Origin of the sequence: Kitasatospora sp. NPDC059973, assembly GCF_042737525.1 — a bacterium.
Taxonomy (GTDB): domain Bacteria; phylum Actinomycetota; class Actinomycetes; order Streptomycetales; family Streptomycetaceae; genus Kitasatospora.
The window spans coordinates 24,164-42,895 of record NZ_JBHWUI010000067.1; the positions used below are offsets into that span (position 1 = coordinate 24,164).

Annotated in this window: 19 protein-coding genes and 1 pseudogene; 5 read left to right on the top strand and 15 right to left on the bottom strand. The window is 74.8% G+C overall.

All coding sequences use genetic code 11. The annotated features are described in order from the left end of the window. Positions 1–48: 48 nt before the first annotated feature. Positions 49–495, bottom strand: a complete 447-nt coding sequence (locus ACFWA9_RS19690; protein ID WP_329487850.1) for a hypothetical protein — start codon at positions 493–495, stop codon at positions 49–51. Positions 496–622: 127 nt separating this feature from the next. After that, positions 623–1,336, bottom strand: coding sequence for an endonuclease V (locus tag ACFWA9_RS19695; protein ID WP_380388521.1), 714 nt, complete (start codon positions 1,334–1,336; stop codon positions 623–625). Between the two features lie 233 nt (positions 1,337–1,569). Here ACFWA9_RS19695 and ACFWA9_RS19700 point away from each other — a divergent pair, with 233 nt between their 5' ends. After that, entirely contained in the window at positions 1,570–1,851 is a 282-nt protein-coding gene (locus ACFWA9_RS19700; protein ID WP_380388523.1) for a hypothetical protein, read from the top strand. A gap of 37 nt (positions 1,852–1,888) precedes the next feature. On the opposite strand, the gene ACFWA9_RS19705 is transcribed toward ACFWA9_RS19700, so the two are convergent. From ACFWA9_RS19705 to ACFWA9_RS19715, 3 genes and pseudogenes are all read right to left on the bottom strand, one after another. After that, positions 1,889–2,644 (bottom strand): RDD family protein, encoded by a 756-nt coding sequence (locus tag ACFWA9_RS19705; protein ID WP_380388525.1) that lies wholly within the window; start codon positions 2,642–2,644, stop codon positions 1,889–1,891. Between the two features lie 79 nt (positions 2,645–2,723). Then, positions 2,724–3,920, bottom strand: coding sequence for an RDD family protein (locus ACFWA9_RS19710; protein WP_380388535.1), 1,197 nt, complete (start codon positions 3,918–3,920; stop codon positions 2,724–2,726). Between the two features lie 321 nt (positions 3,921–4,241). Continuing rightward, positions 4,242–4,343, bottom strand: a pseudogene (locus tag ACFWA9_RS19715) (hypothetical protein); the annotation flags it as partial. 397 nt (positions 4,344–4,740) lie between these two features. Here ACFWA9_RS19715 and ACFWA9_RS19720 point away from each other — a divergent pair. Continuing rightward, complete coding sequence (locus tag ACFWA9_RS19720) at positions 4,741–5,157, top strand: SsgA family sporulation/cell division regulator (RefSeq protein WP_352293229.1); 417 nt, start codon at positions 4,741–4,743, stop codon at positions 5,155–5,157. 206 nt (positions 5,158–5,363) lie between these two features. On the opposite strand, the gene ACFWA9_RS19725 is transcribed toward ACFWA9_RS19720, so the two are convergent. The 4 genes from ACFWA9_RS19725 to ACFWA9_RS19740 all read right to left on the bottom strand — a co-directional run bounded on the left by ACFWA9_RS19725 (position 5,364) and on the right by ACFWA9_RS19740 (position 11,076). Beyond that, positions 5,364–6,767, bottom strand: coding sequence for a glycosyltransferase 87 family protein (locus tag ACFWA9_RS19725; RefSeq protein WP_352293231.1), 1,404 nt, complete (start codon positions 6,765–6,767; stop codon positions 5,364–5,366). 174 nt (positions 6,768–6,941) lie between these two features. Then, complete coding sequence (locus ACFWA9_RS19730; protein ID WP_380388527.1) at positions 6,942–8,540, bottom strand: cellulose binding domain-containing protein; 1,599 nt, start codon at positions 8,538–8,540, stop codon at positions 6,942–6,944. A 275-nt stretch (positions 8,541–8,815) separates the two neighbouring features. After that, entirely contained in the window at positions 8,816–10,333 is a 1,518-nt protein-coding gene (locus tag ACFWA9_RS19735; RefSeq protein WP_380388537.1) for an ATP-binding protein, read from the bottom strand. A 17-nt stretch (positions 10,334–10,350) separates the two neighbouring features. Then, positions 10,351–11,076, bottom strand: a complete 726-nt coding sequence (locus ACFWA9_RS19740) for a response regulator transcription factor (RefSeq protein ID WP_329487858.1) — start codon at positions 11,074–11,076, stop codon at positions 10,351–10,353. A 178-nt stretch (positions 11,077–11,254) separates the two neighbouring features. Here ACFWA9_RS19740 and ACFWA9_RS19745 point away from each other — a divergent pair, with 178 nt between their 5' ends. Further along, positions 11,255–11,830 carry a hypothetical protein gene (locus ACFWA9_RS19745; RefSeq protein WP_352293234.1) on the top strand — a complete coding sequence of 192 codons (576 nt, stop codon included), beginning with the start codon at positions 11,255–11,257 and terminating at the stop codon, positions 11,828–11,830. Positions 11,831–11,860: 30 nt separating this feature from the next. Here the strand turns inward: ACFWA9_RS19745 and ACFWA9_RS19750 are convergent, their stop codons facing one another. Beyond that, the gene (locus tag ACFWA9_RS19750; protein ID WP_329487860.1) at positions 11,861–12,391 is read right to left on the bottom strand and encodes a VOC family protein; all 531 of its coding nucleotides are present in this window, start codon (positions 12,389–12,391) and stop codon (positions 11,861–11,863) included. A gap of 203 nt (positions 12,392–12,594) precedes the next feature. Between ACFWA9_RS19750 and ACFWA9_RS19755 the strand changes: the two genes are divergently transcribed. Next, positions 12,595–13,161 (top strand): Lrp/AsnC family transcriptional regulator, encoded by a 567-nt coding sequence (locus tag ACFWA9_RS19755; RefSeq protein ID WP_329487861.1) that lies wholly within the window; start codon positions 12,595–12,597, stop codon positions 13,159–13,161. 37 nt (positions 13,162–13,198) lie between these two features. On the opposite strand, the gene ACFWA9_RS19760 is transcribed toward ACFWA9_RS19755, so the two are convergent. From ACFWA9_RS19760 to ACFWA9_RS19780, 5 genes are all read right to left on the bottom strand, one after another. Further along, positions 13,199–14,005, bottom strand: a complete 807-nt coding sequence (locus tag ACFWA9_RS19760; RefSeq protein WP_380388530.1) for a S16 family serine protease — start codon at positions 14,003–14,005, stop codon at positions 13,199–13,201. Between the two features lie 24 nt (positions 14,006–14,029). After that, complete coding sequence (locus ACFWA9_RS19765; protein ID WP_329487863.1) at positions 14,030–14,680, bottom strand: helix-turn-helix domain-containing protein; 651 nt, start codon at positions 14,678–14,680, stop codon at positions 14,030–14,032. Positions 14,681–15,089: 409 nt separating this feature from the next. Then, positions 15,090–15,479: a DUF2752 domain-containing protein gene (locus ACFWA9_RS19770; protein ID WP_380388539.1), complete on the bottom strand. Its 390-nt coding sequence runs from the start codon at positions 15,477–15,479 to the stop codon at positions 15,090–15,092. A 104-nt stretch (positions 15,480–15,583) separates the two neighbouring features. After that, entirely contained in the window at positions 15,584–15,823 is a 240-nt protein-coding gene (locus tag ACFWA9_RS19775) for a TM2 domain-containing protein (protein WP_380388532.1), read from the bottom strand. 259 nt (positions 15,824–16,082) lie between these two features. After that, complete coding sequence (locus ACFWA9_RS19780) at positions 16,083–17,915, bottom strand: DEAD/DEAH box helicase (protein ID WP_352293248.1); 1,833 nt, start codon at positions 17,913–17,915, stop codon at positions 16,083–16,085. A 326-nt stretch (positions 17,916–18,241) separates the two neighbouring features. Here ACFWA9_RS19780 and ACFWA9_RS19785 point away from each other — a divergent pair, with 326 nt between their 5' ends. Continuing rightward, entirely contained in the window at positions 18,242–18,703 is a 462-nt protein-coding gene (locus ACFWA9_RS19785; RefSeq protein ID WP_380388533.1) for an SsgA family sporulation/cell division regulator, read from the top strand. Positions 18,704–18,732: the final 29 nt, after the last annotated feature.

The following is an 18,732-nucleotide window of genomic DNA, read 5'->3' on the forward strand; positions in this document are numbered from 1 at the left end:
GTCATCGGCGGCCGCCTCCGTTCCCGCGGGGCTGTGCCCGGTCGGCGCTCATCGTTCGGACTTCCCGCCGTCGTGCCGGGGCGGCGCCACCGTGCGGGTGTAGGCGGCGGTGCTGGTGGCGGACGGTGCCGCCACCGACCAGCCGTCGTCGCCGAGTTTCAGCTTGCCGGCGGTGCGGTGTTCCTGCTCCTGGTAGTTGGTGGCGGTGAGTTCGGCCTTCTTCTGGGCCTCGTCGACGGCCTCCTGGAGCTGGTTGAGCACGTCGCGCAGGCCGTCGCGCATCGTCTGGTACCGGCCGTGCAGTTCGGTGGCCTCGGCGAAGGTGCCGAAGGAGGTCTTGCCGACGGCGCTCTGTCCGTGGGTGCGGGTGCCGTCGGCATGGCGTTCGAACTCGGCCAGCAGGAGCCGCACCTGGGCGGCGAAGGCCCGTAGTTGCTCGACTTCGACGCGGTAGCCGCCGCCGGCCCCGCCCGTCGATCCGGTCCCCGTTGACACGTCCGGCGCCTCCCCCGTGCGTCCGCCCCGCGCTGTCGTGCACAGCTCCGGGAGACACATGTCTAACACATGGGCGGGGCAAGCTGAACGGTGCTCGCGGCGAAGCGGCCGACGTCCTGGCGGACCGTCAGTTCACGGATGTTCCACGCTGTCGAGCCGTGAGGGCGCGGCGGCAGAGCGAGTCGGCGCGGCGGGTGGTCTCGGGCAGCCGGTAGTGCGGGGCGAGGGCCAGGGTGGTGGCGACCGCCTCGGACAGGCCGATCCGGTGGCCGACGGAGACGAACACCGGTTTGACGCCGGCTCTGGTCCGGACGGCGCGGCCGACCTCCTCCCCGGTGGCCGGGTCGGTGAGCGGGGTCCAGGCGCCGCGGGCGGCCCCGGGCTCGTGGTGGTCGAAGACGAACGGGGTCTTGGCGACGCCGAGTGTGCGCAGGCCGGTGAGCACGCCGAGGTGGCTGGCCAGGCCGAGGCGGCGCGGGTGGGCGAGGCCGTAGCCGTCGCAGACCACGGTGCCGGGGGTGCGGCGGAGGGCGGCCAGGGCGTCCAGCACGGCCGGGAGTTCACGGAAGGCGAGCAGGCCGGGTACGTAGGGGAAGGCGATCCGGCCGACGGCGGTCGACTCGTCGACGACGGCCAGGGTGGCGCGGTCCAGGACCACGGCGGCGGCGACCACGAGGTCCCGTTCGTCGTCGTAGGCGACGTCCACACCGGCGATCAGCGTGTCGTCGGCCTCGGTGCCGGCCCCCGGGCCGGGGCCGTACGGCTGGACGAGCGGTCGCAGCCGTTCCTGTTCGGCGAGCGCCTCGGCCTCGGTGGCGGGCCAGTCGGCGGGGATGGGCACGGAGGGTCTCCCCCTGGGGCGTCGGGTGTCAAGGAATGTGTCCCGGTCACCGTACCGAGTGGGGCGGACGACCCCGCAGTGAGCCTGTGCGCCCCCCGTGCCCCGGATCCGGCGGCTTAGGCTGCACTTACCGAACTGCCGTACTGGGTAGGAGTTGTGGAGAGGCTTCCAGCACCGGCACCGCTCCACCCCGCTTCCCGCCCGTTCCCCCGACGTGCGAAGGACCGATCGCCATGCCGCGCCCGACCCCCGCTCAGTTCTGCCTCGGCACCTGCACCGTCGTCGCCGCCGCCGTGGCGCTGCTGGCCGTCTCGGGCGCCACGGGCGTCCTGGAGATCGCCGTGCTGGTGGGCTTCGCACTCGCCCTCGGGACGCTGGTGACGCTGCTGTCGCTGTCCACCGCCGCGCAGCGCCGCACCACCGCCACGGCCGGCGCGACCGCCACGCCCGGCGCGGCACCCCTCCAAGCCGATGCTCCGGCCCCGGCCGGGCACGCGTACGCCCGGCAGCGCTGAGGCGGCACCACCGGGCGGTCCGGACGCGCGGGCGGGATCAGACCGTGGAGACCACCACGGTCTTCGCGGCCTTGTCGTGGAGGCACTGGCGGTACGGCTTGTCGAAGACGCCGAACAGCCCGTCGATCAGCCACCAGAGCGCCGCGCAGCAGATGACCGCAGGGAGGATGAAGACGGCGGCCCTGGTCCAGGCGGCGGCCGGGGGCGGCGTGCTGCCGTCGATCAGCATCGCGACCCTGATCTTCATGGCCTTCTTGCCGAGGGTCTGGCCGTCCCGGCTGAGCATCACGCCGTCGTAGATCAGGTAGAGGCCGCAGGCCAGCCAGAACGCGCCGGCCTCGCCCGAGCGGTCGCTGAGCGTGGCGAAGGGCAGCACCAGGATGATCGCCACGATCTGCACCAGGACGTAGTCGATCACCTGCGCGAGGATCCGGTTCGGCCAGGTGCCGAGCGGCGGCATCCCAGGCACGGGCCCGGCGCCGGGCGTGCCGTGCCCCGCGGGCCCGTACCCGGGCGGCGGCTGGTCGGACGGCGGCCCGCCGTACGGGTCCTGCCCGTACGGCGGTTGCCCGTACGGCGAACCGCCGGGGGTGCCCCCGTAGTCGCCCCCGTACGCGCCGGGCCGGTCGCCGTAGGGACTGCCGGGCGGCGGGGTCGAGGACGGCGGCGGGTTTCCGGACGGGTCCGACGGCGCACCTTCCGGCGTGCCGCCACCCGGGGACGGGGGCTGCTTGTCGAAGGAGGGCTGACCGCCCCCCTCCGGCTCGGAGCCTGAGGGGTTCTGGGTGCTCATTCACCGAGTAGAACATTGCAGATTGGCTAAGTTTCGGATATTTAGTCCGTTTCGCCCGGCAACCTCCGGCGGACCGCAGTCAGCCCCGGACCACCCGGGTGCCCGCCATCCGGTCGTGCCACCCGCGCCGGGCGGGGCGGTCGAACAGCGGCCAGACCAGGCCGAGCAGCAGCACCGCCGAGGCGTTCCGGGCCAGCCAGCGGGCCAGCGACCGGGCGAGGCTCAGCCGGCCGCGGGCGGCCGACGGGGCCGCGTCGACCACCCGGATCCGGACCAGGCGCTTGCCGAAGGTCTGCCCGGTGCGGGCGGTCGGCAGGACTTCGTAGAGCACCCCGACGAAGGCGAGGACGGCGAACAGGACGGCCACCTTGCCCAGCACCACCCCGTCCACCAGCCAGACGTCCACCTGGCGGCGGGTCAGCGCGCTGGCCATCCTGGCCTGGTCGAGCTTCTGCTGGACGTGGGACACCACGGAGTTGCCGAGCGGGATGGCGGTCGCGGTGGCGACCACGGCGAGGACGGCGGTGTCCACCAGCCGGGCGGCCAGCCGGCGTCCGAGCCCTGCGGGCAGCGGGGCGGGGGGGCGACGGCGAGCCGGCCGGGGCGCGGCGGCCCCGGCCTTCGCCCGGTCGGCGAGCGCGCCCGGAGCGGGGGCTCCGACCGGCCCCGCGACCGGGGCGGCGGACGAGGTGGTGAGGGTGCGGGGGACCGTGACGGCGGGCACCACCGCGACGGCCGACTCGGCCGCGGCTTCCGGCTCCGACCCCGGCACCGGCTCGGGCTCGGGCTCCGGCTGCGACTCCGACACCGGCTCCGGCTCCGGCTCCGAGGCAGGCGCAGGCACCGACGCGGGCACCGGCACCGCCCCGGGGGCACGCCCGGCCACCGGCGCGGCACCGGGTTCCGCCCGCTCGCCGGATGCCACGCCGGACGGCCGCGCCGCGCCCACCGCCCGATCCTCCGCCGGCCCGTCCGCGCCGGAGGCGGGCTCCGCCCCCGGCAGCACGCCCCAGGAGACCCAGCGCGGTGCACCGCCGGTCTCCATCAGGCCACGCTGCGCCCGTGGGTCGACCTGCCAGCCGACGGCCCCCGGCTCGCCCGCACGCTGCTCCTCGACCTCCTCGGCCTCCTCGACGGCGCCGCCGCGGATCTCCCCGGCGCGCGCCGCCTCCTCACCGGCGACCGGTTGCGCCACCGCCGGACGCAGCGCCGCATGGGCCGCCAGATGCGGCCCGACGCTGAACGACGCCCCACCCGCCGTCTGGTCCAGATACACCGGCCCGGTCTCCCCGGACACCCCGGCGATCGCCGGCACCGCGGGCGAGGGCACCGCACGCGAAGGCGCGACGGACGAAGGTGCGACCGACGAAGGCGCGACGGACGGAGGTGCAGCGGAAGACGGCGCCGCGGACGACGGCGGACGGGCCTCCGGCGACGCCGGCGGCGGCACGAAGCGCGCCCCCGCCCCGGGCCCGGCCCCCGCACCGCCCCCCGCGCCACCCGCCACGCCGCCGCGGCGGGCCGCGAACCGGGGCGGCTGCAGCACCTCGCCCGCGGCCGGGGCCGGGCGGCTGGTGCCCGGCACCCACGCGGTCCCGCCCCAGTAGCGGACGAAGCCGGGCACCGAGGGGTCGGGGTAGTACCCCGGGGTGGGGCCGACGGCCGTCTCCGCGCCGCCGGCGAAGGGCCGGTCCGTCATGGGGTCTTCTTTCTGGCAGGGCCGTTGCGGCGCACCCGGCGGGCGGACCACGCGACGGCGACTCGGGCGGCGGAGGTCGCTTCGCCCGTCGGCGCGCGCGAGGACGCCGCCTCATTGGCGGACAGTCGCGGGGCAGTCACAAAGGGTAGTACCTCGGCGGCGCGAAGGTGGCAAGTTGCGCGATCGCCGGACAGGCCGGGTCCGCCCGGGATAAGGAGGACGGCGCGCGTCAGCGGACCCGCGCCCGCTCCCCCCACGGTCTCCACGGCCCGCCCACGCCCGCGGGAACTCCGCCAAGAAATCTCGGAAACATGTGTAAGAGCGCCCGCGACCCGCGCTCTCCAAGGTCACAGGGCCCGGAACCGGGCACGAACCGGAGTCAGAGAGGAACCCGATCATGGAGCGCGCGACGAGCGTGGTCGAGCACGAGCTGGAACTGAACCTGGTGCTCTCCCCCGAGCACAGCGTCCCCGTCCCGGCCCGGCTGTCCTACGGCAGCCACGACCCCTACGCGGTGCACATCACCTTCCACCTGGACACCGGCTCGCCGGTCACCTGGGTGTTCGCCCGCGAGCTGCTGGTGGAGGGCACCTTCCGGCCGTGCGGCCAGGGGGACGTGCGGATCTGGCCGACCCGCTCGGGCCGGCGCAGCGTGCTCTGCATGGCCCTGAGTTCGCCCGCCGGGGATGCCCTGCTGGAGGCCCCGCTGCCGGTGGTGGCCGCCTGGCTGGAGCGGGCGCACCGGCTGGTGCCGCCGGGCAGCGAACTGGCCGCGCTGGACATGGACGGGTCGCTCGCCGAGCTGCTCGCGTGAGCGACCGCGCCGCACGGCGCCGCCCCACCCCGGCCGCCCCGGCACCGGGCACTCCCGGGCGGGACAGCCCAGGACGCGGAACCCCAGGACGCGGAACCCCAGGACGCGGAACCCCCGGACGCGGAACCCCCGGACGCGGGACCCCCGCCCACGGCGGCTCCGGGCGGAGCGCCCCCGGGCCGGTGGGCCCGGGAGTCCCCGGCGACTCAGCGGGCCGCGGGGGCCTGCTGACGGTCGTGCGCGGGGCCCGGACGGCCGCCGCCGCTGCGCTGCCCGGGCAGCGGGACGAGCGGGGCGCCGGCGGCCCGCCGCCGCGCCCTTATCCGTAGCACCGCGGCCAGCAGGAAGCAGATCCCGACGAGCGGGTAGACCGAGGCCGGGATCTGGCTGACCGCCGACAGGTGCAGGTCGAGGTCGCCGTGGTGCGGTACGACCCACATCCCGAACGAGAAGAAGGCGATCAGCGTCGCCCCGAAGGCCGCGCGCCAGCGCAGTCGGCGGACGGCGGCCGGGCGGGCCTGCTCGACCGCGGCCTCGCAGGCGAGCAGGGCGAGCACGGGCACGCACCAGATCCAGTGGTGGGTCCAGCTGATCGGCGAGATCAGGACCGCGGTGACGGCGGCGCAGCAGACGCCCCACGCCTCGGCGCGCGGCAGCCAGCGGGAGCTGGAGGCCGCCCAGGCGGCGATGGCGAGGCCGAGCACCGCGATCACGGCGCCGGCCAGCGTCGCGACGGTCCCGGGCTCGGCGGTGTGCAGCAGCCGGGCGACGGCGCCGCGTACCGACTGGTTGTCGACGATCTCGGTCTTGCCGACCCGCGAGGAGTCGTACAGGTACTTGGTCCAGAAGCCCCAGGTGGCGTCGGGCAGGACGAGCGCGCCGAGCAGGAAGGTCCCGAGGAAGGTGAATCCGGCCACGAAGGCGGCCCGGATCCGGCCGGTGAGCAGCAGGTAGACGGCGAAGAGGCCGGGGGTGAGCTTGATGCCCGCGGCGATGCCGATCGCGACGCCCTTGCTGCGGCGGCCGTCGGGGCGGGTGAGGTCCCAGAGGATCAGGCAGGCCAGCGCGAGGTTGATCTGGCCGTAGCGCAGCGTGGTGAAGACCGGTTCGAGCCAGACGCCGCCGCCGGTGACCAGGATCACGCCGAGCGGGCGCAGTTCGCGGCGCGGCCAGCCGACCAGCTTGAACGACAGGTGGGTGAGCAGCGCGAGCAGCCCGAGGTTGCCGAGCGTGATCGCCACCCGCAGGAACGGCACCGGGAACCAGGTCGTCGGCACGAACAGCATCGCGGCGAACGGCGGGTAGGTGGCGGGCAGGTTCCACTCGGTGACCCGCAGCGCGTAGAGGTCGGTCCCGTCGGCGACGGCGCCGCCCTCCGCCCGGTAGACGATCATGTCGACCATCGAGGTGTGGACGAAGTGCCGCACCACGGCGTAGACCACCAGGGACAGCAGCGCCACGGCGGAGACGGCCAGCAGCGGGCGGCGCGGTGCCTCCCGCAGGGCCCGCACGGGCGCGCCGAGGGCGTCCTTGAGGCGGTCCGACAGGGGTCCGGGCGCCGGGTCCGGTGCCGTCGGCACCACGCTGCGCTCGTCTTGCACCGCTGTCACTGTTCGCTCCGTCCACCGTTCGGCCAACCAGCGACGATACCGGATGCCCGGCGACCGGGCCCGGTCGAGCCGACTACCGAGGGTGACCGCCCGGGTGGAAGTGCACCCCGGCCGGCCGTACTCCGTTGCGGGCGGAGCACGGCCGGCCGGGGTCCCGGGGAGGGATCGCGGGGCTCAGCCGGCGTAGGCGCCGAGGGCCCGGGTGAAGTCCAGCGGCTGCTGGACGATGCTGCTGCAGCTCGCGTCGGCGTACGCCTTGGCACCGCCCGCGCACGCCTTGTCGCGGGTGCCGGACCACATCGCCAGCCAGGCCAGGTGCTTGGTCCCGGCGAACTCGGCGAGCTGCTTGGCGTCGGCGACCGTGAAGACCTCGCTGGCCACGTCGTTGACCCCGATCATCGGGGTGACCGCGACCTTGCGCCAGGCGGCCGCGTCGTCCAGCCCGAGCACGCTCTTGACCTGGGCCTGGGTGGCGGTGGCCGCGGCGATGGCGTACTTGCCCATCTGTCCCTGCGGGTTCGGGGCGACGCCGTCCCCGAAGTCCATCGCCATGATGTTGACCGCGCCGATCGCGACGCCGTTGCGCTTGGCGTCGGCCACCAGGTCGACGCCCTCCTGGGTCAGGCCGGAGGGCAGCGCGGGGAGGGTGAAGGAGACGTCCAGGGCCTTGCCCTTGGCGGCCGCGTTCTTCTGCAGCTGGGCGACGGCCTGGGCACGGCGGGTGTTGGCGGCGGTGTTGGCGATCGCGCCGCCCTCGACGTCGAAGTCGACCTTGGTCAGCCCGAAGGCGTCGACGGTCTTCTGGTACACGGCGGTCAGGTCGGCCGTGGTGGCGCAGGCGAGGGCCAGCTCGCTGCCGTTGGCGCCGCCGAAGGAGACCCGGACGTCGCCGCCGATCGCCCGCAGCGCGCCGATCTGGGCGGCCACCGCGTCGGCGGACAGCTCGCTGACGCCGCCCCACTTCGGGGTGCAGCCGCCGCCGGAGACCACGAAGGCGAGGGTGAAGTTCTTCACGCCGGTGGCCTTCGCGGTGGCGACCAGGTCGTACGGCGGGTACAGCGAGGTGTCCACGTACGGCGCGAAGCCGGCGCCGGTGGCCGGGGCGGGCGTGCCGGTCGCGGTGGCGGTGGGCGCGGGGGTGGCGCTGGTGGTCGGCGCCGGGGTGGTCGGCCTGGTCGTGGCGGTGGGGCTCGGGGACGCGGTGGTGGGCCGGGCGGTGGCGGTGGCCGTCGCGGTGGGCGTCACGACGGGCGAGCCGGTCGGGGTCGGCGAGGTGCCGGGGGTGCCCGTCGGGCGGCCCGAGGGGGTCGGCACGGTGTCGCCGGCCTTGCAGGAGGCGTTGTTGATCAGGCAGTTGCCGGGCTCCGCCTGCGCGGCGCCGGCGCCCTGGGCGACGAAGCCGACCACCAGGCTCCGGCCGGGCTCCAGCCGCTTGCTCCAGGCCTCGGGCTTGACGGTGACGTGCTGCCCGTCGGCGCTGAAGGTGGCGTTCCAGAGCGAGTCGATCTTCGCTCCGGCCGGCAGGTCGAAGGACAGCGTCCAGTCCTCGATCGCGCTGTCGGCCGGGTTGGTGACCAGGTACTGGCCGGTGTAGCCGGCGTCCCAGGCGCTGGTGCGGGTGTAGACGGCGCCGAGCGAGGCGGCGCTGGCCGAGGAGGCGAGGGCCACGACCGCGCCCGCGACCAGCGCGGCGGCGACGGCCGAGGAGGCGAGGACGACTCCCTTGCGGCTGCGTCGGCGGCGGCCCCGGCGGCGTTCGGGCTGGGTCGTCATGGGCGTACCTCCGTAGGGGGCGCCTCCCGCCCGGAGGGCGCGGGGGACGGCTGGGCCGGACGGGGTCGCGGCGGCCGGGCGCGGGTGGATGGACCCGTCGCGGGCGGCGTGCCCCGGCTCGGTCGGGTGACCGGCGCGGATGACGCTAGTGGGGCGGGAGGGCCGGAACGGGCCTGCTGAGCGAGGGGTACAGCTCTCTTAGGGCCCGCTTAAGGAAGAGGGGGGACACCGGTGCGCGGCACCGGCGCGCGGGGCCGCCCGGCGCCGGGGACCACTCAGCGCTGGAACAGCGTGCCGCGGCTGCGCCGGCGGCTGGCGCGGGCGGGGGCGCCGTCGGGGCGGGCCTGCAGCCGCAGCCGGATCTCGGCGCCGCCGAGCCCCGCGGAGCGACCGAGCGCGAGGTCGCCGCCGGTGACCTCGGCGAGCTTGCGGGCGATGTCCAGGCCGAGGCCGGTGGAGCCCTCGCCGCCGTCGCCCTGCCCGCGCTCCAGGGCAGCCTCGGGGTCGGTGAAGCCCGGTCCGGCGTCGCCGACCAGCACGATCACCGAGCTGTCGGTGGCGAGCACGTCGACCGAGAACGCGGTGCCGACGGCGGTGTGGCGGAAGACGTTGCCGAGCAGGGCGTCGACGGCGGCGGCGAGGTCGCCGCGCTGGACGGACACGCCGGCGGGTTGGTCGGCACCGGCCAGCTGCCAGCGGCGCCCCTCGTCCTCGGCGAGCGCGGACCAGAAGCCGACCCGCTCCCGGATCACCTCGGCGGCGTCGCAGCCGACGGTGACGGCGGGCGCGTCCTCGGGCGCCCGCCGGGCCGAACGGATGATCTGATCGACCTCGCGCTCCAGTTGGGAGACTGCGTGCCGGGTGGCGTCGGCCGCGTCGCCCTCGCCCAGCGAGGCGGCGTTGAGCCGCAGCACGGTGAGCGGGGTGCGCAGCCGGTGCGACAGGTCGGCGGCCAACTCCCTTTCGGCGGCGAGCAACTGGACGACCCGGTCGGCCATCGTGTTGAACGCGTGGGCGGCCTCGCGCAGTTCCTCCGGGCTCCCGGCGGTCTGCCGGTCGTCGACGGGCACCCGGACGGCGAGGTTGCCGCCGCCGAGCGAGCGGGCCGCGGCGGCCAGCCGGCGGGCCGAGCCGACGATCCGGGTGCCCATCCGGTCGGCCACCAGCACCGAGATGGCGACCAGGGCGAGCGCGACCGCGGACAGCACCAGCCAGGCGGTGGAGACCCCGCGGGTGAGGTCGCCGTCGGCCACGAACACCTCGACCACGGCCGTCCGGCCGGTGTCGACGGCCACCGGCTGCAGGAGGGCGAAGCCGCCGGGCACCTCGACGGTGAACGAGCGGCCCTGACCGCCGGCGGTGCCGACGTCGGCGGCCAGCGCACGGGCCTCGCCGATGGTCGCCCCGCCGTCCGGCCCGATCATCGGCGCCCCGGCGGAGGACGGTTCGGAGGACGGTTCGGAGGTCAACGAGGAGGGCAGCGATGACGGCAGCGGGTTCGGCGGCGCCGAGGGCGGCGAGGGCGAGTCCGCGGCCGGCACCGGGCCCGGGGCCGGCAGATGGACCGCCATCCGCCCCTGCGCACCGGCGTCGGTACTGGCCACCGCACGGGCGATGGCGCCCTGGTCGGTGGTGATGGCGAGGGCCGGGCCGAGCGCCGCCGCCTGCCGTTCGGCCGCGGTGAACGCCCGGTCCCGCGCGGTCTGTTGGACCATCAGCCCGAGCGGGATGAGGAAGGCCAGCGCGACCATGGTGGTCCCGGCCACCGCGGCCTTGATCAGGGCCCAGCGCAACGAGTGCCCGAACCGCCTCACGCCCGGCCCTCCGTGGGGGCGGGGCCGGGCCCCGCCGGGTGCCCGGTCGCCTCCAGCCGGACGCCGACGCCGCGCACGGTGTGCAGGTAGCGGGGGTTGGAGGCGGTCTCGCCGAGCTTGCGGCGCAGCCAGGAGAGGTGGACGTCGATGGTCTGGTCGCCGCCGTAGGTCTGGCGCCACACCTCGGCCAGGATCTCCTTGCGCGGCACGACCACGCCGGGGCGGGCGGCGAGGAAGGCCAGCAGGTCGAACTCGCGGCGGGTCAGGTCGAGCGCCCGGCCGTCCAGGGTGGCCTCGCGGCGCTGGAGGTCGATGGCGAGCCCGCCGACCCGGAGCACCTGGGTGACCGGGGCCGTCCCGCCGCCGAGGCGGCGCAGTACGGCGGCCATCCGGGCGCTGAGGTGTTCCCCGGAGAAAGGTTTCACCAGGTAGTCGTCGGCACCGTCGTTGAGCAGCCGGACGATCTCGGCCTCGTCGTCCCGGGCGGTGGAGATGATCACCGGCACGTTGGTCAGGCCACGGATCATCTTGAGCGCCTCGCTGCCGTCCAGATCGGGCAGGCCGAGATCGAGGATCACCAGGTCGCAGCCGACCTGGGCCACCTCGCGCAACGCCTCAAGTGCCGTGCCCACACTGCGGACCGCATGACCGGTGTCGGCCAGATGCCGGATGAGGGCGGAGCGTACGAAGGGGTCGTCCTCGACCACGAGCACTGTTGCCATGGGGCTGCACGGTACGCCATCGGCGTGCGGTGGTCTGTACCTCGGGGTGGGTCCGGGAGGGGCCGCCGGACGGCTCCGGACCGATTCGCTCCGTCCCCTGGTGTTTTGTGCAAGTTGCCTGCTGAATAGCAGGGCTGCCCACCTGCGGCGGCCCCGAATACGGCAGGATGTGCGCACGATGCGGAACGGACTGGTACAGCTCGGCGCCTGGGCGGCGGCCACCGGGGCGGCGGTGGCGCTGTCCTGGTTCGGCGTGCACGCGGTGCTGACCGGCGCCGCGTTCGAGCAGCCGACGGCGCTGCCGCTGCCGTCCCCGGCCGCCGGCGGAGCACGCTCCCCGGTCGCGTCGGCGCCGGTTCCGACGCCGCCCCAGGAGCCGTCCGCGCCCCGGCCGGAGAGCTCCGGCCCGACGCCCGCGCCGGCCTCGTCGACCGCCCAGCGCAGTGCGGCGGCGCCCGGTACCCCGCCGGCGTCACGCCGTCCCGCGCCCACCACCGCCACGACGACCGCGGCCGCCGCCCCGACCGCCACGTCCACCGTGCGCAGTTACCCCGTCCCCGGCGGCAAGGTGGCCCTGGACATCCGGCCGGACAACGCCTCGCTGGTCTCCGCCACCCCGGACCCGGGCTGGCAGATGCAGGTCTGGAACGGCCCGCAGTGGATGCGGGTGGACTTCACCAAGGGCGACCAGGCCAACTCGGTCTTCGTCGCCTGGAACGGCCACCCGCCGACGGTGGAGACGGTCGTCCGCTGACCGCCGTCCGCCCGGCGGTCCCCCGGGCGGTCACCACCGGTCGAAGGGGACGTACCCGGGCAGGTACGGGCCCCGGTAGCGGGAGCGGTCGACCAGGGTGTGCCGGGTGCCGCCGGGCACCCCGATCGCGGCCAGCACCACCACCCCGTACCGGTCGTGCGCCTCGTAGGGCTCGGCGAGCGAGCTGGCGCCCCGGTCCACCGCGTAGTCGTAGGCGTAGTGGACGTCCGGTACGCCGACGGCGAGGTCGAGCACCCCGTCGCCGTGCCGGGCCAGGTGGCCGGCCAGCTCCCGGCCGCGCGGCCCGATCACCTGGACCAGCGAGGTCAGCACGAACCTGGTCCCGGGTGCGCGCAGCACGTAGGAGACGGTCTCCGGCTCGCCGGTGTCGGGCCCGGCGTAGGCGGTACAGCGCAGGCCGAGCGCCGTGGCGTAGCGGCGTGCCGCACGCTCCGCGTCGGCGACGGCGAAGACCACCGCGTCGGCGTGCCCCATCGGGACGAGGTCGGGCTCCTCCAGGCCCGCGGTGAACAGCAGGGGTTCGGCGGCGGTGTCGGTCATGACGGCCCTCCCGGTGGGCGTGCGCAACCACGGTCTGCCCCGCGGGCCGGTGTGGGGACCGGCTCACGGGGTTGTGGCTGGAGGGTGGCGCCGGGCCGACCGGCGCGCAACTGTTCCGTTTCCTCCTGGTCAAGGTGTGCGCCGGGGCGGGAGAATCGGCCGCACCGCTGTACAGAATGCCCACCGGAGGACGGAGCCCCGCGATGCCCCCCGCCCACTCCCCGAGTTCCCCGAACTCCACCGAATCGCCCAACTCCACTCCTGGGCAAGCGTCTTCGGCCGCCGCGCCGGGTACCGCCAACGACGCGATCGACGTCCTGGACGGCCGGCTGATCCGGCTGCTGGCGGAGGAGCCGCGGATCGGCGTGCTGGAGTGCTCGCGCCGCCTCCAGGTGGCCCGGGGCACCGTCCAGGCGCGGCTCGACCGGCTCCAGGCCAAGGGGGTGATCGGCGGCTTCGGGCCCGAGGTGGACCCGGCCGCGCTCGGCTACCCGGTGACGGCCTTCGCCACGCTGGAGATCTCCCAGGGCCAGGGCGCCGACGTGCGGGCCCACCTGGCGGCGGTGCCGGAGGTCCTGGAGCTGCACACGATCACCGGGCACGGAGACATGATGGTGCGGATCGTGGCCCGGTCCAACGCCGATCTGCAGCGCGTGATCGACCGGGTGGTGGGGTTCGACGGGATCGTCCGCTCCTCGACGGCCATCGCGCTGGAGAACCCGGTGCCGTACCGGATCCTGCCGCTGGTGGACCAGGCCGCGGCCGAGTAGCCCGTCCGGTCCGGCTCCGGCGGTGCCCGCCGGGACCTCAGCAGGTGGGGACGGTCCCGCCGCCGCGCAGCGCGTCCAGCGCGGAGATCGACTCGCTCAGCGTGCCCACCGGCACCAGCCGCAGACCGTCGGGCAGGTTGACCTTGGCGTCCGCGCACTCGTCCTTGGGCAGCAGGAACACCGTCGCGCCGTCCCGGGCCGCCGCCTGGGTCTTCAGCGGCACGCCGCCGACCGGGCCGATGACGCCCTGGTCGTCGATGGTGCCGGTCCCCGCGACCGTCAGCCCGCCGGTGAGGTCGCCGCCCTTGCCGTCGCCGGCCAGCTTGTCGACGATGCCCAGCGCCAGCATCTGGCCCGCGCTCGGGCCGCCGATGTCACCGAGGTCGACCTTCACCTTCACCTGCGCGGGCGAGAGGTGGAGGTAGGAGAGCGCGGCCGCGGTGGCGCTGTCCTGCGACTCGGTCATCTGCTGGGCCGTCACCTCCTGCGCCTTGGCCGGATCGCCCTGCGGGTAGACCGTCTCGGTCGGACGGACCGCCTCGTCCTGGTCGAACCAGGCCCGCAGCGACCGCCAGAAGGTGGTGCGGTCTCCCGGATTGGTCGCGGAGATGGTCACCATCCGCAGCTCCCCGTCGGTGGTGCGCACCGGCGCTCCGGTGACGGTCAGCACCGGCTTGTCCTGGTAGCTGCCGAGGGTGTCCGCGGTGACCCCCGGCCAGGTGAGCGTGTACGGCAGCGGGACGAAGGCCGCCACGCCGAACAGCGCGGCGACCAGCACCCCGCACAGCGCCAGCGCGCGGGTGCGGGGGGCGGTCAGGGCCTTGGGCAGCTTGGTGTCGGACACAGAGGCATCCAAACACACCCGGCGCTATCGCAGGGCGTCGGCGACCTCGGTCGCCGCCTCCACCACCCGGGGGCCGACCCGCTCGGGGACGAGCCCGTTCAGCATCACCACGCCGACGCTGCCCTCGATCCCGCTCAGCCCGACCAGTGCGGCGGCCGCGCCGCTCGCACCCGACTGCTCCTCCGCACGGGTGATGACGAAACCGGACTCCGGACGGCGCTGGCTGGGGAAGCCGCGCGCCTCGAGGATCGCCCGCCCGGCGGCGCTCTCCCCCAGCGGGTGGCGCAGCCCGGTCCGGTAGGCGACGTGGAAGTCCGTCCAGCTGGGCTCGACCACGGCGACGGCCAGCGCCTCGTTGCCGTCGACCAGGGTGAGGTGGGCGGTGGCGCCGAGGTCCTCGGCCAGGCTGCGCAGGGCCGGCAGCGCCGCCTCGCGCAGCAGCGGGTGCACCCGGTGGGCCAGCCGCAGCACGCCCAGGCCCACCCGGGCCCGGCCGCCGATGTCGCGGCGGACCAGCCCGTGCTGCTCCAGCGTGGCCAGCAGCCGGTAGACGACGGTCCGGTTGACCGCGAGACGGGCGGCGAGCTCGGTGACGGTGAGCCCGCGTTCCGAGTCGGCGAGGAGTTTGAGGACCCGGACGCCCCGGTCCAGGGTCTGGGAGGTCTCTGCAGTCACGACGCGCATGTCCTTTCCGCGGCGGCCGCCGGAGCGGCGGCGCCGGTCCGGGACTCAGGTGTCGCGCGCAGGTGGGTGGCCGCGCTCGGGCCGCGGTGTGTCGTCCTTGACGTCCTGGCGGTCCTGCAGCGCCCGTCCCGACGGGGGTTACCCGACGGGGGAGCGTGTGGGAAAGGTAGTGAAGGAATTGTCGCGGCGGAAGTGGTTGTCCAAAATTCGGGCATGATCGATTTCGTCACGCATGACGAACCGGGACAAAGGCCTACATTTCACTGCCCTGGACTGGGCACAAGTTCGACCACAGTCCGAAGTTCGGACAGCCCCCGTCGCGGCAGGGGCCGCTCACCGGGCGCGGCTCGGAGCAGATCGCGGGCTCGGAGCAGATCACGGGCTCGGAGCAGATCGCGGCTCAGAGCAGGTTGCGCAGCACCGTCCAGGCCACCGCGGTGCCCAGCACCACCGCCGTGCCGCCCCGGCCGAGCGTCGGCCGCCAGCTCCGGCCGGCCAGGCCGTGCCGCAGCCAGGTGAGGTAGAGCAGCGCGACCAGCGGCAGCGAGAGCAACAGCGCCGCGTTGTCGTGCCAGGCCGCCGCGAGGTCGCCGTGCAGCAGGTCGTACGTCATCCGGGTGCCGCCGCAGCCGGGGCAGTCCAGTCCGGTGACCTTGTGCCAGGGGCAGAACGGCAGCAGCTGCCCGGGCAGGTGCGGGTCGCGCGACCACAGGTAGGCGCAGCCGGCCAGGCCGCCGCCGAGCACCGCCAGCGGCGGTCCCGCGGTGCGCAGCCGGGCCGGAAGGGGCAGCCGGGCGAGGAGCGGCGGCCGGGGGGCGGGGCCGTCGGCCCCGGGCACGGCGAAGCCGCCCCGGCCGGAGCCGGGGCGGCGCGCCGCGAATGGCCTGGGCAAGATCAGCTGCGCAGCAGACGGCCCTGGGCGTCCGTGCGGTCGTTGCTGGTGAGGAACAGGATGCCGTCGATCAGCGACCAGACACCGAGACCACCGCAGGTCAGCAGCTGGGCGATGCCCAGGCCGATGTGGCCGGTGTAGAAGCGGCCGACGCCCAGGCTGCCGAGCAGGATCGTCAGGATGCCGGCGACGACCTTGGACTTGTCGGAGAGCTCGGGCTGGGCGTGGGGCGGGTACGACACGTTCGGTGTGCTCCTTGTGACGGCATGTTCGAGCTCGCGACGGGACGGTCGCTGCCTCGACTGGTGAGGTTGCCGGCCCGGCTCACCGGGGGCTGCGGCCACCGTCCGGACGGGGCGGGGCGCAGCCACGACAGACCCGGAGGCGGCGCGGCACGCGGAACACTAGCCGATCATCACACCGGCTGTCTCCACAGATTCTTCGCGTTCGCCTGACCGTCACATGACCTTCGGGCGTTGCCGGACAATTCGCCGACGTCCGTTACTTCGCCCACTCCCGGATCCGCTCGATCCGGGCCTTCAGCTGATTGACCGTCGCCTGCGCGGTGAGCGGACCGCCGCACTGGCGCCGCAGCTCGTTGTGGATGGTGCCGTGCGGCTGGCTCGTCCGGTGGTGCCAGGCCGCCACCAGCGCGTTCAACTCCTTGCGCAGCTCGCGCAGTTCCTGGTGGGTGACCACCGGCCGCTGCTCGGCCGGCAGCTCCAGCAGGTCGGCCTCCTCGGCGGGCTTGGCCTTGCTGCGCTGGATCTGGCGGTGCTGGCGCTTCTGCAGCAGCATCTGCACCTGGTCCGGCTCCAGCAGGCCCGGGATGCCGAGGTACTCCTCCTCCTCCTCGCTGCCCGGGTGCGCCTGCATGCCGAATTCCATGGCGTTGTACAGCACCCGGTCGAAGACCGCGTCGGAGCCGATCGCCTCGTAGGAGAACTCCTCGCCGCCCGCGCCGTCCGGCCCGTCGTTGGCCCGCTCGGCCTCGGCGAGCAGCCGGTCCTCCTCGTCGAAGAGGCCCTCGCCCTCCTTCTTCGGCCGGTCCAGCACGTGGTCGCGCTGGAGCTCCATCTCGTTGGCGAAGCCCAGCAGCGTCGGGATGGTCGGCAGGAAGACGGACGCGGTCTCGCCGCGCTTGCGGGCCCGCACGAAGCGGCCGACGGCCTGCGCGAAGAACAGCGGGGTGGAGATCGAGGTGGCGTACACCCCCACGGCCAGCCGCGGCACGTCGACGCCCTCGGACACCATCCGGACCGCGACCATCCAGCGCGCGTCGCCCGCCGAGAAGTCGGAGATCCGCTGGGACGCCTCCGCCTCGTCGGAGAGCACCACGGTGGCCTTCTCGCCGCTGATCTCCCGGAGGATCTTGGCGTAGGCGCGGGCGGTGTTCTGGTCGGTGGCGATCACCAGGCCGCCGGCGTCCGGGATCGCCTTGCGGACCTCGCTCAGCCGCCGGTCGGCGGCCTGGAGCACGCTGGGGATCCACTCGCCCTGCGGCGCCAGCGCGGTGCGCCAGGCCTGGGCGATCAGGTCCTTGGTCATCGGCTCGCCGAGCCGCGCCTCCAGCTCGTCGCCGGACTTGGTGCGCCAGCGCATGTTGCCGCTGTAGCTCAGGAAGATCACCGGACGCACGACGTGGTCGGCGAGCGCGTGCCCGTAGCCGTAGGTGTAGTCGGCGACCGACTTGCGGATGCCGTCGGCGCCCGCCTCGTACTGGACGAACGGGATCGGGTTGGTGTCCGAACGGAACGGCGTACCGGTCAGCGCCAGCCGGCGGGAGGCCGGCTCGAAGGCCTCGAAGCAGGCCTCGCCCCAGGACTTCGAGTCACCGGCGTGGTGGATCTCGTCCATGATGACCAGCGTCTTGCGGGCCTCGGTCCGGTTGCGGTGCAGCATCGGGTTGACCCCCACGCCCGCGTAGGTGACCACGATGCCGTGGTACTCGCGGGAGAGCGGGCCCGAGGAGTAGGCCGGATCGAGCTTGATGCCTATCCGGGCGGCGGCCTCGGCCCACTGCTTCTTCAGGTGCTCGGTCGGCGCGACGACGGTGATCTGCTGCACCAGGTGGTTGTGCAGCAGGTAGGAGGCCAGCGTCAGGGCGAAGGTGGTCTTACCGGCGCCCGGGGTCGCGACCGCGAGGAAGTCGCGCGGCTGGTTCTCGATGTACCTGTCCAGCGCACCCTGCTGCCAGGCCCGGAGCTTGCCGGCGGTGCCCCAGGGGGCCCGGCCGGGGAAGGCCGGCGACAGGTGGTGCGAAGCGGCCGACGCGCCTTGGCCGGCGGCCCGGGCGGGCGCGTGCGGCTCCTGCGCGTCGGAGAAGAGGGGCATCGAGGAGGCGGCGGCAGTACTCACGGTCTCCGAGGGGGATCATCGCAGGTCAGAGGCCGTTTAGCGGCCCCCGCCCGCGGTCGGGCGGCAATCGGACAACCGGTCCAGCGTACCGGTCCGGCGCCGTTCGAGCGGCCAGGCTCGACCCCCGGTACGCCCGGACGGCCGGAAACCGATGTGACCCGGATCACGGAAATCACCCACCGGAACCGCGTAAGCGCGACCGCCCCGCCCGACTCTCTCCAGTGAGGCCGCCCCACCCTCCACAGCCGCCACCCCGGCCTCATGCCACCGCGAAGACCTCACTCCCCCAGAAAGGGCGCGCCGTGCACACCAGCGTCGAAGAGACCGTCCAGGCCCGTCTGATCCTCTCCGCCCACCGGTCGGTCCGGCTGCGGGTCACCCTCGGCTACCGCCGGGAGGACCCGCTCGCCGTCCGGATGGGCTTCCCCGCCGAGTTCTCGCTGGACGAACCGGGCGACGGCGCCGGGCCGGGCTCCGGCCGGGACGCCAGCCGGGACGCCGGCCCGGACATCGAGTGGGTCTTCGCCCGGCAGCTGCTGTCGGCCGGCCTGGAGCTGGCCGCCGGCGACGGCGACGTCCACGTCCGGCCCGCCCCCGGCCGGCGCACCATGGTCGAGCTTCGCGCGGCCGAGGGCACCGCGCTGGTCCGGTTCGACACCGCCGACCTGCGGCGCTTCCTCTGGCACAGCCGGCTGGTCGTCCCCGAGGGCGAGGAGCACCGCCACCTGGACGCTGACCGCGCCCTGGCCGAGCTCCTGGGCTGACCGGCGCCGGCGGGGACGGTGGCGGCCCC